Genomic DNA, 13,719 nt, shown 5'->3' on the forward strand with positions numbered 1-13,719 from the left:
AGTGGCCTAGGACACCGCCCTTTCACGGCGGTAACAGGGGTTCGAGTCCCCTAGGGGACGCCAATTTCGAAGTGTTATGCGGGAATAGCTCAGTTGGTAGAGCACGACCTTGCCAAGGTCGGGGTCGCGAGTTCGAGTCTCGTTTCCCGCTCCAGATAAAGATCTACAGACATCCACCAACGTCTGTAAGTTTTTGAAAGAAGGGGCGAAAGCCCCTTTTTTCATTCCGGTCGGTTCTACTCGATTCCAGCACCAGCCAGCACTATTTGGTTTCGGCCGAAGAAGGCAGAAGCTGGCACTTCCGTTGTTGCTGGAACAGCAAGCCGAAGCGCCTCTATCTCGGCACCTATCCCGAGACTTCCCTCAAAGAAGCCCACACCCGGCGCGACGAAGCTCGCGAGCTGGTTGCGCGCGGTATCGATCCTCGGAAGCACCGGAATCAGGAACGCAGGCAGCCAAGACAGAGCGTCCTTCCTTGGCTCCCGATGACTGGTTCAGGACGGTGAACATGCGCATCTAACGGCCCACCTCCAGCAACTGGTAGAGGGAGAGGTGATTGGGGAATTACGAAGACAGGGGGCCGTAGTCCATTCGGACGTGGCCAGGCTTTGCGGGTTTTCCTTAGTCTCGATCCACCATGCTTCTCCTGGAAGGGCGGTGGAACGGCTATGAAATCAACAAGAAAAATCTGCCTGGCTCTAATCCTGTGTGCATTCTCCGCAGCCTATTTCGCCCTGTTGGCACGCCCAGTGCCAACAGCACTGGCGAGCAACGTCTATTGCAACGCCAGCTACCCCAGTTGCTCCATACCCGTTTCCTCCATTGCCAGGTTGCTGCCCTAGTTGCCGCCCGCTCCGGGGGGGCAGGCGGGCGCGTGGGTTTGTGTGTGGGGCGAGCCATCAGCTGGGAGGCGGTCGCCGATCTACCGTCGGCGGGGAGGTGGCCGAGGCGCTCTTCGCCCCTGTGCGCCAGGTGGGGTAGTCGCTTCCAGCGCGTTTCCGCCGCCTTCACCTCCAGCCAGCGGCAGCAAGCGGTTGGCCTCATGGGCGGCATCTTGGACGTAAGACTCAATGTTTGTGCCAGAGCGGACACAGCCCAGGTATTGGCGGCATACCCCGCTGACGGCTCTTCTCCTACTGACATCACGTGCAAGGATTTGTCATGAGCAGTGCTTTCTTCGGTCCCATAGATCAGATCGGCTATCTCGTTGATGACCTGGAACAGGGCATCGGGCGCTGGCGACAGCATTTCGGCGTCGGGCCATGGACCGTCTTTCGGAACGTCTCCCTGGAGGGGAAATATCGCGGTGAACCGGTGACGGTCACCATGGATGTCGGGCTTGGCTATCAGGGAGAGCTCCAGGTCGAGTTGATTCAGGTGACCAATGCCGCGAAATCGCCTTATCGGGACGAGCAGGGCCATGTCCTTCATGGAATGCACCATGTCGCCTGGGTCGTCACCGATATCGACCAGGCGATAGCGCATTTGACGGCCACTGGACTACGTGTGGTTTTCGAGGCGAGCAACCCCGCGACGCGCGTTGCCTATCTCGAAAACGAAGCGGAGCCGGGGGTGTACTACGAAGTCATCCAGGGCACCGGCATGCGCGAGCTGATCCAGCAGGGCATCCAGGCCGCCAGGACCTGGGATGGTTCCGACCCGATTCATGTCATTGATACAGCTGTGTGAGAGAACTGCATGTCGAAGCGATTGGAAGGTAAGGCGGCGTTGGTGCTGGGGGTTGCGCCCGGCAATATCGGCGAGGCCATCGCCCGGCGCTATGTCGAGCACGGGGCCCGGGTGTTGGTGTCGGGGCGCCGCCCCGATGCGATGTCGGCCGTTGCAGATGCCCTTGGCGTCCCCTGGCGGGTTTGCGATATCACCTCACAGGCCGAGGTTGAGGATCTCGTTGCCCAGAGTGAAAAACGGCTCGGCAGGCTCGATATCGGCGTCAATGCGACCGGATGGGGCCTCTTGAAACCCTTTCTCGAGCACAGCCAGGAAGACCTGGACAGGATGAACGCGGTCCAGTTCACCGGGCCGTTCCAGTACTTCCAGGCGCTGCTGCGCCATATGCCCGAGGGCGGCTCGATCATCCAGGTTTCGTCGGTGACCGCCAGCATCATGTTTGACGACCATGCCGCCTACATGGGTACCAAGGCAGGCATCGACCATGTCATCCGTTGCATCGCTCACGAGTTCGGCCAACATGGCATCCGTGCCAACTCCATTGCCCCGGGCGGAGTGGCCGACGCGCCGATGTCGGGAGGCGGCCTGATGCATCCCGCCGTCGCCGCCCTTTATCACCGCGAGATTCCGCTGCGGCGTAGTGGTATCGCGGCAGAGGTCGCCGACGCCGCGCTCTGGCTGGCGAGTGATGAGTCCAGCTTCGTCACTGGTCAGGTCATCCACGTCAGTGGTGGCCAGACGCTGCGCCGCAATCCATCCCTTGCCGAGGTGTACGCTGCTGCGTCCGACGCGCCTCAGGCCAGCTGAAACCGCAACGAGCAGAAGAACATGGGACAGCGGCCGGCAATGCCGGCCGCTCGCTTTCGATTGCATCGTGTCCCCGTAAATCCCGATCCTGCTGGAAGCCGCCAAACAGCACGCAGCCGTCTTCAAGGCCCACGCTCCGCCGGTGCCGCTCCAGCTGCAGTAGCGACGCTGGACCCGCACAGTTGGCTTGATGACGGCAGGTGGCGATAGCCGCCAGGAAATTCGACCTGCCTGTCTTCCATCAACAGGCAGGACCGAACCTGAAGCCTCGGCGCGTCCGGGAAATTGCCTGGCGCTGTCAATTGGAGCCCGACTGCGCTCAGGGAACCGCTGTATCAGTAACGCGGCAGCTGCGGGTCGCGGCGCATGAGGATCCCTTCCGTGCGTGCCTTGAGCGCTTCATCGAGCAATTCCGGCTGGGGCAGCAGCCAGTAGCGTCCTTCGTTGATGCCGGTGAAGACTCGCTGGGCGAACTCATCGGGAGACAAGCCGTTCTCCCGCAGCATACCGCGCAGTTGCTCCACGAAGCCTCGGACCGCCGGTTGCTCGGGGGCATCGCCGAAGGGGTCGTCGAAGATGCCGCTCTGCACCGGCCCAGGCGCCAGCAGCGAAACGCCAATCGGCGCATCGAGCATGCGCAGCTCGCCATGCAGCGATTCGGTCAGCGCCACCACCGCGAACTTGGTTGCCGAGTACGGGGACATCAGCGGGCTTGGCAGGAATCCGCCTATCGAAGCCGTGTTCACGATATGGGAGCGGCTGCCTTGTTGAAGCAGGCGGGGTACGAAGCTGCGGAGACCGTTCAGCACGCCCTGGACGTTCACGGCGAAGCTGTGTTCGAAACGCCTTTGCGAGATTTCCCAGGTGAAGCCGGTCGCCATGACGCCCGCATTGTTGAACAGCAGGTCGACGCCGCCGAATCGCTCCCAGGCGCGAGCGGCCAACTGGTCGACGGCTGCCTCGTCGGTGACGTCGGTGGGTACTGCGAGTACCTCGGTGTCGAGGGAGGCGCCAAGCGCCTGGAGTCGTTCTGCATCGATATCGGCAAGCACCAGACGCATGCCCAGTTCGGCTGCCCTGCGCGCGAGCCCGGCGCCGATGCCGCTGGCTGCGCCTGTGATGACGGCTGTAGCGCCCTTTCGGCAGATGTGTTCGCTCATGACCAGATTCCTCCGTGGTGTGCAAGGTGAAGCGAAGGCAGTGGGCTTCATCAAACCCGCCGATTCACGCCTGGCCCAATCCACGCATTGGCCGAGTTGTGGGCTGTGTGAGGACGGGGCCATGGCGAACCCGCTCACGAGGCTATGCGGGCGATGGCACGGTGTCATGGTCCGAAGCGACTAGTTGCTTAACGTGCGGTACCGTTTGACTCGACATCGGATCGACCCGTCGCTTGGCGGGGTTGGGTAGAGACAAATGGCGATCAAGGCACAGCTGATGGCTGCAGCCGGGCAGCCTTCTGGGGTAACCTTCCGCATCCGAATTGACCGAACCTGGTAATGCGTACGATGGGTTTTGAACAACTTGCTGAACTGAGGGAGCGTCTTCGCGCTCAGGCTGAACAATCTAAACCGTCCAAGCCGAAGCGTGCCGCCGCCAAGAAGCAGCGCCGCGAGCCGGTATCCCCGGAAGTGGAAATCATCTGGCGCCTGCAAAAGCATTTTCCCCTTGCCTTTCCGCGGAACCCCGCGCCCAAGGTTCCGCTCAAGCAAGGCATCTTCGAAGACGCGCAACAGCATCTCGATACCCTGGGGGTGACGGGTGAGCAGTTGAAGCAGGCCATCGGCGCCTGGTGCCAGGGTGGTCGGTACTGGGCCTGCCTGGTGGAAAATGCCGAGCGGGTCGACCTGCAAGGCCAGGCCGCGGGCCAGGTAACGGCCGCGCAAGCGCTCTATGCCAGAAAGCTGGCCTCGCGCCGCTCGCGGGAGCAGGGGCAGGAACGACGTGCCAAGCGCCCGCGGCCTGCCACGCCAGCGGCACCTGATGCAGCAAACGAGACGGGCGCATCGTCGATCGAAAGCTAGACCTGAAGTCGGCATGACCCCTTGTACGGGGGCGGCGCAAGGCAGTGTCCTTTTGCCGCCTTGTTCCCCGCGACCTCGGGCAGCGCAACGAGCGAGTTGTGCTCTGCATGACTGCGGATTTCGCACGGGACAGCAGTCCCGTTCGACGTCTTCATCGCGCGCCTTCATCCTCCCTAGTCCCACCAGACGAAGAGTTCCGCAGCCGCCTTTCCGATAGTGCCTCCTCCACGGGCCGCGTGTGGCCCGAATCGAGAGGGGGAACGACCCATGCTTTCTCTGCAGGAAATTTCGGATCGGCTCGAGATTCAGCAACTGGTCGTGGACTACGCCACGGCTATCGACAGAAAGGACTTCGATGCACTGAACCAGGTGTTCACCAATGATGCGTATATCGACTACCGCGCGATGGGCGGTATCGATGGCCGCTACCCGGTCGTGAAAACCTGGCTTCAGGATGCACTGAGCGCATTCCCGGCCTACCAGCACATGATCTCGAACATCTCCGTCGTGCTGAATGGCGATGAAGCGAGCGGACGCATCGTCTGCTTCAACCCAATGGAAGTCGCTCTGGCCGACGGCACCCGGCAGACGTTCTTTCTCGGGTTGTGGTACGTCGATCGTTATGTGCGAACCCCCGAGGGGTGGCGAATTGCACAACGAGCTGAAGAGAAATCGTACGGCTTCAATGTGCCGGATGGGCTACCGGTATGAGGCCCGCGGTGCTTGTACTTCATGCGACGCAAGCCAACGCAATCGATACGAAAGCTGGCCGTCGGCCTGCTGCATGGGCTACGGACTCAGGTCCGCCGGGCAATTTCCTGGCGGGTGGGGGCATCGGTCCATCTGTATCGGGACCCTAAGCGGGGAGCCCACCTCGCTGCCGGGTCGGTGCTTCCTCTACGACCCTTTCCACCACTTCCTTCAGTCGCTTCATGGATTCGGCCGATTCGCGGTCGATCTTGCGGCGCATCACCAGCAGGTTGGCCAGGCGCATCAGCGGGCCGGCGAAGCGGTAGTCCAGGGTGCGGACGAAGCGGGTGCCGGTGGCGGTCTTCTCGCATTCGTAGGTCAGCAGGAGTTCCAGGCCGTGGGTGCCCTTGGCAAAGGCGCGCCAGCGGCGGCCGAGGGTGTATTCGGTCACGTCCCAGCTGAGGTGGCCGGCGCGGCCGCCGGCATGGATGTCCTCCTCGAAATGGCTGCCGTCCGGCAGTGGCCCGGCGGGCCCGTCCACCTTGAGGGATGAGGGGTGCCATTCGGGCCAGCGAGTGGCCGTGCTGGCATAGGCCAGGACCTGTTCCGGGCTGCGGGCGATATCCACGTGATGCTGCATTCGGGTCATGGAGCTCTCCTGTTCCAGGGGTTCCCAGTGCAGGCTGCCCTTGAGCCAGTCCATCAGCGGGAAGACCAGGTTGAAGTTGTGGGTTTGCATCAGGTCGCGGCGGTGGTGCAGTTCGTGGAGCCTGCGCATATGGCGTATCCAGGGCAGGCGCGAGATCGGGTGGCTGGCCGGCAGGTGCTCGCAGGCGTGGAAGACCTCGTAGCTCAGGTAGCCCGCCAGCAGCGTAGCCGAGAACAGCGCGGCGACATTGGCATCGAGCAAGGACAACAGCCACCAGACCGGGAACAGGCCGACGCTGAAGAGGACGATCAGCCAGGCGGGGAAGAGGATCACCCGCCAGTCGCGGGCCGATTCCCAGGTCATCTGCCCGGCGACGAAGAAGCTGTGGTGGTCGCCGGTATGGCGCTTGTAGAACATGGCTCCCAGGCGGGTCTTGTAATGGCCGAGGTTCTTGTGGATCGAGTACTCGCCCCAGTTGAAGAACACCAGCGCCGCCGGCACCACCAGCCATTCCCAGAGCTTCACGTTCTCCAGGCTGCCGAAGTAGAAGGCGAGCCAGGCCGTGCCATAGGCCAGCACGAAGCCGCCATGCAGCCAGACGTTGTAGAGCGGATGGATGCCCGCGCGGTAACGCGCGCGAAAGGCCCGGGTGTCGTGGCTCATGGCTTCTCCGGCAGTCTTGTTGACATGCCCTTGAGTCTAGTGATGAATGCTTTATTCCAATAATGGATAGTCGAAATGAGCATTATTCATGATCCTGAATTTGCGCCGAATCGACCTGAACCTGCTGCTGGTGTTCGACGCCCTGATGCAGGAGCAGAACCTGTCGCGGGCCGCTACGCGCCTGCACATGAGCCAGCCGGCGGTGAGCAACGCCCTGGCGCGGCTGCGCAGCCAACTGGGTGAGCCGCTGTTCAAGCGCACCGCCCGTGGCATGTCGCCCACGGCCCACGCCCAGGTGCTCTACGGGCCGGTACGCCAGGCGCTGAACCTGCTGCAGCTGGGGCTCGGTGCCCAGGAGGTGTTCGATCTGCAGGCCGAGCATTGCTTTCGCCTGTCGATGAACGACTACGCCCAGGCCATGCTCCTTCCGGCGTTGCTGGAGCGGCTGAAGGCCGAGGCGCCCAGGGTAGTGCTGGAGGTGCAGGACGATGATGCGCAAACCCTGGTGTCGCGGCTGGCCGCCGGAGAACTCGACCTGGCCATCGACTACCTGTACTTCGACAACCCCGATCTCTGTTACCAGCCTTTCATGGAAGAGGAACTGGCGGTAATCGGCCGGTCCGGCCACCCGGCCTTCGCGGGCGGGCTCACCCGAGAGGGCTACCAGCGCAGCCAGCATGTGCTCGTCCTGCCGCGCGCCGGCCGTGGCTCGCCGCTGGAGATCGTTCTGGGCTCGGCGAAGATCAAGCGCCAGGCGGGGCTGCACGTTCCCCACTACCTGACGATCCCGCCCATCGTGGCGCGCTCCGACCTGCTGGGCACCGTGCCGCGCCGGTTGGCCAAGTACTTCGCGGCCATCTATGCGCTGGAGGTGGCGCCGCTGCCGGTGGCGACGCCGCCCGTGCAGGTGAGCCTGATCTGGCACCGCCAGCAGGAACTGGCGCCCGGCCTGCGCTGGCTGCGAGAGCGACTGGCGCAGCTCGGCACGGCGCTTGCCGACGGCGACGCCTGAATGTCCTCGGCGGACGATGCCATCCTGCCGTTCGCGCAGGGTGGTTTCAGCAGGCAGCCCGACGGGTGGTTCGGGCCGCTCTAGGCTCCCGGCGGTAGCGGGTTTTTGCCGGGGCTGCGGGAGATTGCCGTGGGGCCAAATTCGTTAGCAAGCGAACTAATTTCGTTTGGGCCGGTCCTATTTTCCGGAATTGATCGTTGGTCTGCAGTCTTTCGGCATCAGCTTGTGCTCCAGTCGCCAGCCGTTGATCGAGGATGACTCCCGCTGATCCTTTCCGTTTAGCCTTTTTGTTGTCCGGAGTTCCAATATGAAATCTGTTATCGCCCTTGCTTCCGCCCTGACCATCGTCCTTTCGGCCAGTTCAGCCATGGCCTCAGGCGGCGGCGATCGTACGACGCAACGCTGGCAGACCCGCCTGGTTCAGGTCCAGCTGAAAGAGCAGAAGCAGCAAGAGGCTGTGGCTGCAAAGCAGCGCGCCGAACAAGCCCGGCAGGGCTGACCCGAGGCGTTGGCCGGCGTCCTTCTTCAACGCCCCCCGCGCACCCCATGAAAAAGGCCCGCCCGGCAATGCCAGGCGGGCCTTTTCAGTTCTCGTCCTGGCACTTGCTGATGTCTGCAGCCAGGACCAATAGGCAGCAGGAAGAGGGCGCAGATCAGAACTTGTAGTTCACGCTGCCGATGACGCTGCGCTCGTCGCCGTAGTAGCACCAGTAGCCGTCACAGGTGGACAGGTACTCCTTGTTGAATACGTTCTTCGCGTCCACCGTCACCGACAGGCCTTGCAGCGAGCTGTCCAGGCGGCCCAGGTCGAAGTGCGCGGAAGCGTCGTAGACAGTGTAGGAACCGGTGTGGCCGAGCCAGGTATTGGCGGTGTTGCCGTAGCTGTCACCGACATAGCGCACGCCGCCGGCGACGCCGAAGCCGTCGAGCATGCCGCTGTGCCAGGTGTAGTCGACCCAGGCGGTGGCCTGGTTGCGCGGGACCTGGGCCATGCGGTTGCCCTTGTCCGGCCCTTTCTGGATCTCGCTGTCGGTGTAGCTGTAGGAGGCCACCAGCTTGAGGTTCTCGGTGACGTCGGCGGTGGCTTCCAGTTCCAGGCCGCGTACTTCCAGCTCGCCGACCTGGCGGGTCAGGCTGCCCTCGGTGGCGCTGACGTTGGTCTGGGTCAGGTCATAAACGGCGGCGGTCAGCATGGCGTCGGTGCCGGGCGGCTGGTATTTGACCCCTACCTCGTACTGCTTGCCTTCGGTGGGTTCGAACGACAGCGTGCTGTCGACGTTGGCGCCCATGGCCGGCTGGAAGGACTCGGCGTAGGAGACATAGGGGGTCACGCCATTGTCGAACAGGTAGCTCAGGCCGACGTTGCCGCTGAAGGCCACGTCGCGCTGGGTGTTGGTGGCGTCGTTCTTGTTGTGGAAGGTGGTGCCGGTGTGCACCCAGTCCTCGCGGCCGCCGAGGGTCAGTCGCCAGTTGTCCAGGGCGATCTGGTCCTGGATGTAGAGGCCGGTCTGCTGGGTCTTCTGGTTGAAGTCCTGCATCGTGAAATAGCTGACCCCGGACATATCCGCGCCGTAGATCGGGTTGTTCACGTTGATCGGCGGCACGCCCATGCCGTAGAGCCACCGATAGTTGGTGTTGGCGCGCTGGTGGTCGAGGCCGAGCAGCAGGGTGTGGTCCAGTTCACCGGTACTGAAGTTGGCCTGGAAGTTGTTGTCCACGGCGAACTGGCTGATGTCCTCGTCGACGATGCCGGACTCGCGGTTGACGTTGCCGTCGGCGTCAACGGTATTGAAGGTGGCTACGTTCACCGCCTGGAACTCCAGGTCGCTCTTGGTGTAGCGCAGGTTCTGGCGGAACTGCCAGACATCGTTGAAGCGGTGCTCGAAGGCGTAGCCGAGGGCGTAGTAGGTGCGGTCGTAGAAGTCCCAGTCCGGCTCGCCGAGGTTCTTGTGATGGGAGATATCGCCGAAGGGCGAGTCGATCTTGGTGCCTTGCAGCGGCAGGAACTGGCCGGTGATGCCCGTGTCGTCACGGGTGTACTGCGAGAGGAAGGTCAGGCGAGTGTCATCGTTGATGTTCCAGGTCAGGCTCGGCGCGATGTTGTAGCGCTTGTCCGGGATGTGGTCGATGGGCGAGTTGCTGTCGCGCGCGGTACCGCTGACGCGGTAGAGAAACTGGCCCTCGTCGTCGATCTTGCCGGTGCTGTCGAAGTTGACCTGCTTGTGTTCATTGCTGCCGGCTTGCAGCTCCACCTCGTTGGCCTGCTCGGCCTGCGGACGGCGGCTGACCATGTCGAGCAGGCCGCCGGGCGGGGTCTGGCCATAGACGGAGGAGGCCGGACCGCGCAGCACGGCGATGCGCTCGAGGTTCCAGGGCTCGATCTTCGGGTTGGCGAAGGAACCCACCGGCAACGGCAGGCCATCGAGGAACTGGGTGGGCACAAAGCCGCGGACCTTGAGCCAGTCGGCACGGGAGTCGGAGCCGTAGCCGCTGCTCATCACGCCCGCGGTATAGCGCAGCGAGTCGTTGAGGTTGAGGGTGGGGCGCGAATCCAGCTGCTCGCGGGTGATCACCGAGATGGAACGCGGAATCTCGATGATCGCGGTGTCGGTCTTGGTGCCGGCGGCCGTGCGGGTGGCGACCATGCCAGTGGTCGGGCCCCATGCGCTTTCATAGCTGCGGTTTCCGTCGATGTTCACGTCCGGCAGGCTCATGGCCTCGTCAGCCACTGGGGCCAGGCTGAAGCTGTCAGCCCCATTCTGCACCAGGCGCAGGTTGCTGCCCTGCAGGGCCTGGGACAGCGCCTGCAGCGGGCTGAGCTCGCCTTTCACGGCGGGAGCGGTCTTGCCGGCGGTCAGGGCCGGATCGATGCTCAGCGCTATACCGGCATCGGCGGCAATGCGGTTCAGCGTGCTGGCCAGCGGGGCCGACGGCAGCTGGTAGCTTTCCGCCAGGGCCTGGGTGGACAGGCCGCCGAGGGTGACGGCCAGCGCCAGCAAGGCATGGCGGAAAGGGGCGGAAACAGGGCGCATTTGGAAACATCTCCTAAGTGAGAAAAAGTCTCAATGCCCTGTTGCCGAAGCAGAATCGAAAAGTGATAGGGCTGCGGAGAAAAGTTTTCCGGCGGGGTCGGAAGCGGGGCGCCAGCGGGGAAGGGTGGGGCGACGCAGTGGCGCCACCCCGAGGGAAAATCAGTGCTTGCTGCCGTCGTCCGGCAGGGCCAGCAGTTGTTTTTCGCGGTTCCAGTCAAAGGGTTCGTCGTTCTGCTCGGCCTCGAAGCGGCGCTCGTCGAGCCGTTGGAACAGGTCGATTTCCTCGTCCGGCATGAAGTGCAGGCAGTCGCCGCCGAAGAACCAGAGCAGGTCGCGCGGCACCAGGTGAGCAATCTGCGGGTAGCGATGGAAGACCTGGCTGATGAGGTCCTGGCCCAGGTACAGGCTGCGTTCCGGGTCGCGCGGAAGTTCGCTCATCAGCTCGTCGAAGCGTTCGACGAAGAGGGCGTGGTTTTCTTCCGGCACCTGTTCGGCCTCGCCCAGGGCGACCAGGATGCCGCGCAGATGGGCGAGCAGGGCGAGGTGGTGGTCGAGGTAGGGATTGGCCATGGCGGATTTCCTGAAGCTGGATCGGGCGCGGGAGTATAAGGCCCCCGGCGCCCGCTGTCCTGCCCACGGGCTCAGCGGGTCTTGCCGGGGCTGAGTTCGAAGTCCTCCTTGGCGAAATCGTCGACATCTATCACCCGGCGGCGCGCTGCCTCGGTCGCCTGCAGCTGCTGCGCTTCGCTGTCCTCTATCAGGCCAGCCGCCAGCGCAGCGGCAATCGCGCTTTCGCCCGGCGCCGGCCTGAGCTGGCCGGACTTGAGGGCCTGCTGCAGTTTCTTCTGCGCAGCCTGGCTGGCGATCGACAGTTCGATGGCCTGCTGCAATGCGCCTACAGGGTCGTTGGCGGACTGAGGGCGATGGCAACCGGCGAGCAGTTCTTCCAGGGCCGGGTCGCCGCGGTCGCGGCCTATCACCCCGGCCACTTCGGCGTCCAACCGGTCCGAGGGGCCGGGATGGCGGCGGCCGAGGGGGAACACCAGCACCCGCAGCAGGCCGCTCATCATGGCGTTGGGGAAGTTGTCCAGCAGCCCGTCGAGGGCCTGCTCGGCCTTGCCCAGGCTCTCTTCCAGGGCCCAGCGCAGTAGTGGCTGCAGGTGTTCGGGGTAGTCGCGGTCGTGGTAGCGCTTGAGCGCGGCCGACGCCAGGTAGAGGTAGCTCAGGGCATCGCCCAGGCGCGCGGACAGGCGTTCGCGGCGTTTCAGCTCGCCGCCGAGCAACAGCATGCTGCTGTCGGCCAGTAGGGCAAAGCTCGCGGCGAGGCGGTTGAGGGCGCGGAAGTAAGGGCGGCAAAGATTGTCGCCGGGGACGTCGCCGACGCGTCCGAGGCTGAGGCCGAGCAGCAGGCTGCTGGCGGCGTTGCCCACGGCGAAGCCGATATGGCGCAGCAGCAGCTGGTCGAACTCCTCCAGCGCCCGCTCACGGTCATCGCGACCCGCCAGGGCCATTTCATCGAGCACGAAGGGATGGCAGCGGATGGCGCCCTGGCCAAAGATCATCAGGTTGCGCGAGAGGATATTGGCGCCTTCCACCGTGATCGAGATGGGCGCCCCCTGCCAGGCGCGCCCCAGGTAGTTGTTGGGGCCGAGGATGATGCCTTTGCCGCCGTGCACATCCATGGCGTGGCCGATGCACTCGCGGCTCCGCTCGGTAAGGTGGTACTTGAGGATGGCCGAAAGCACCGAGGGCTTCTCGCCGAGGTCCACGGCGCTGGCGGTGAGGATGCGCGCGCTGTCCATCAGCCAGGCGTTGCCGGCGATGCGCGCCAGGGCTTCCTGGATGCCTTCGAAGGCAGCCAGGGGCACATTGAACTGCTCACGTACGCGGCAGTACTGGCCGCTCACCAGGCTGGTGAACTTGGCCTGGCCCGTGGCCGCCGCCGGCAGGGAAATGGAGCGGCCCACCGAGAGGCAGTTCATCAGCATCATCCAGCCCTTGCCGAGCATGGCCTGGCCGCCGATGACGAAGTCCAGGGGCACGAACACGTCCTTGCCCGAGTTCGGGCCGTTCATGAAGGCCGCGCCCAGGGGCAGGTGGCGCCGGCCTATCTCCACGCCGGGGGTGTCGGTGGGCACCAGGGCCAGGCTGATGCCGAGGTCTTCTTCCTCGCCCAGCAGGTGGTCCGGGTCATGGGCTTTGAAGGCCAGGCCGAGGAGGGTGGCCACCGGGCCCAGGGTGATGTAGCGCTTCTCCCAGGTCAGGCGCAGGCCCAGGACCTCCTGGCCCTGCCATTGGCCCCGGCAGACGATGCCGATATCCGGCATGGCGCCGGCGTCGGAGCCGGCCAGGGGGCCGGTCAGGGCGAAGCAGGGGATGTCTTCGCCGCTGGCCAGGCGCGGCAGATAATGCTGGCGTTGCTGGTCGGTGCCGTAGTGCAGCAGCAGTTCTGCCGGGCCGAGGGAGTTCGGCACCATCACGGTGGACGCCAGGTCGGCGCTGCGGGTGGCCAGCTTCATCGCCACCTGGGAGTGGGCCAGGGCGGAGAAACCCTTGCCGCCGTACTCCTTGGGGATGATCAGGGCGAAGAAGCCATGCCGCTTGATGTGCGCCCAGGCTTCGGCCGGCAGGTCCAGCTGCTGGCCGATCTGCCAGTCGCTGACCATGGCGCAGAGTTCTTCGGTGGGGCCGTCGAGGAAGGCCTGTTCCTCTTCCGTCAGCTGCGGGCGTGGGGAGTCCAGCAACTTTTGCCAGTCCGGACGGCCGCTGAACAGTTCGCCATCCCACCAGACGGTACCGGCCTCGATGGCGTCGCGCTCGGTCTCGGACATGGGCGGCAGTACCCGTTGGAACCAGGCGAACAGCGGTGCGCTGAGCCATTTGCGGCGCAGTTCCGGTAGCGCCAGGGGCAGGGCGACCGCCAGCCACGGCAGCCAGAGCAGAAGCAGCAGCCAACCCGGTGCGCGGCTGAACAGCCCCATCGCCAGCAGGAAGCCGGCCACCAGGGTCAGGGCGGGCAGGGGAGCGGTGCGGCGATGGGCGAGATAGGCAACACCCAGGACCAGTGCGAGTAACCAGAGAAACAGCATGGTCGATCCTCCATGATGGCGGCGCGGGGCCGTCACGAGCTTAGTCGCCATCCGGAATCATGGC

Annotated in this window: 12 protein-coding genes and 1 tRNA gene; 8 read left to right on the forward strand and 5 right to left on the reverse strand. The window is 64.2% G+C overall.

Annotated elements, in window-relative coordinates; all coding sequences use genetic code 11:
• The first annotated feature begins 78 nt into the window (after positions 1–78).
• The 4 genes from E8F11_RS26180 (at position 79) to E8F11_RS26195 (ending at position 2,496) form a co-directional block, all read left to right on the forward strand.
• Positions 79–154 (forward strand) — tRNA-Gly (locus E8F11_RS26180).
• Between the two features lie 112 nt (positions 155–266).
• Positions 267–506 (forward strand): Arm DNA-binding domain-containing protein, encoded by a 240-nt coding sequence (locus E8F11_RS26185; protein ID WP_280291833.1) that lies wholly within the window; start codon positions 267–269, stop codon positions 504–506.
• A 655-nt stretch (positions 507–1,161) separates the two neighbouring features.
• Positions 1,162–1,689, forward strand: a complete 528-nt coding sequence (locus tag E8F11_RS26190) for a VOC family protein (protein ID WP_280291834.1) — start codon at positions 1,162–1,164, stop codon at positions 1,687–1,689.
• 9 nt (positions 1,690–1,698) lie between these two features.
• Complete coding sequence (locus E8F11_RS26195) at positions 1,699–2,496, forward strand: SDR family oxidoreductase (protein WP_280291835.1); 798 nt, start codon at positions 1,699–1,701, stop codon at positions 2,494–2,496.
• Positions 2,497–2,831: 335 nt separating this feature from the next.
• Here E8F11_RS26195 and E8F11_RS26200 read toward each other — a convergent pair whose 3' ends face one another.
• Entirely contained in the window at positions 2,832–3,656 is an 825-nt protein-coding gene (locus tag E8F11_RS26200; RefSeq protein WP_280291836.1) for an SDR family NAD(P)-dependent oxidoreductase, read from the reverse strand.
• Between the two features lie 348 nt (positions 3,657–4,004).
• Between E8F11_RS26200 and E8F11_RS26205 the strand changes: the two genes are divergently transcribed.
• On the forward strand, positions 4,005–4,520 hold the full coding sequence (locus tag E8F11_RS26205) for a ProQ/FINO family protein (protein ID WP_280291904.1): 516 nt from the start codon (positions 4,005–4,007) through the stop codon (positions 4,518–4,520).
• 267 nt (positions 4,521–4,787) lie between these two features.
• A complete protein-coding gene (locus E8F11_RS26210; RefSeq protein WP_280291837.1) occupies positions 4,788–5,231 on the forward strand; it encodes a nuclear transport factor 2 family protein in 444 nt (147 codons plus the stop codon).
• A gap of 145 nt (positions 5,232–5,376) precedes the next feature.
• Here E8F11_RS26210 and E8F11_RS26215 read toward each other — a convergent pair whose 3' ends face one another.
• Complete coding sequence (locus tag E8F11_RS26215) at positions 5,377–6,522, reverse strand: SRPBCC family protein (RefSeq protein ID WP_280291838.1); 1,146 nt, start codon at positions 6,520–6,522, stop codon at positions 5,377–5,379.
• A gap of 88 nt (positions 6,523–6,610) precedes the next feature.
• On the opposite strand from E8F11_RS26215, the gene E8F11_RS26220 reads away from it, so the two are divergent.
• Together E8F11_RS26220 and E8F11_RS26225 are read left to right on the forward strand one after the other, a co-directional pair.
• On the forward strand, positions 6,611–7,534 hold the full coding sequence (locus tag E8F11_RS26220) for a LysR family transcriptional regulator (RefSeq protein ID WP_280291839.1): 924 nt from the start codon (positions 6,611–6,613) through the stop codon (positions 7,532–7,534).
• A gap of 307 nt (positions 7,535–7,841) precedes the next feature.
• Entirely contained in the window at positions 7,842–8,033 is a 192-nt protein-coding gene (locus E8F11_RS26225; RefSeq protein ID WP_280291840.1) for a hypothetical protein, read from the forward strand.
• Between the two features lie 154 nt (positions 8,034–8,187).
• Here the strand turns inward: E8F11_RS26225 and E8F11_RS26230 are convergent, their stop codons facing one another.
• From E8F11_RS26230 to E8F11_RS26240, 3 genes are all read right to left on the reverse strand, one after another.
• Positions 8,188–10,566: a TonB-dependent siderophore receptor gene (locus tag E8F11_RS26230; protein ID WP_280291841.1), complete on the reverse strand. Its 2,379-nt coding sequence runs from the start codon at positions 10,564–10,566 to the stop codon at positions 8,188–8,190.
• A gap of 159 nt (positions 10,567–10,725) precedes the next feature.
• Positions 10,726–11,136 (reverse strand): PA2817 family protein, encoded by a 411-nt coding sequence (locus E8F11_RS26235; protein ID WP_280291842.1) that lies wholly within the window; start codon positions 11,134–11,136, stop codon positions 10,726–10,728.
• Between the two features lie 71 nt (positions 11,137–11,207).
• A complete protein-coding gene (locus E8F11_RS26240) occupies positions 11,208–13,655 on the reverse strand; it encodes an acyl-CoA dehydrogenase (RefSeq protein ID WP_280291843.1) in 2,448 nt (815 codons plus the stop codon).
• Positions 13,656–13,719: the final 64 nt, after the last annotated feature.

It is taken from the genome of Pseudomonas sp. BN417 (assembly GCF_029871205.1).
Lineage (GTDB): Bacteria > Pseudomonadota > Gammaproteobacteria > Pseudomonadales > Pseudomonadaceae > Metapseudomonas.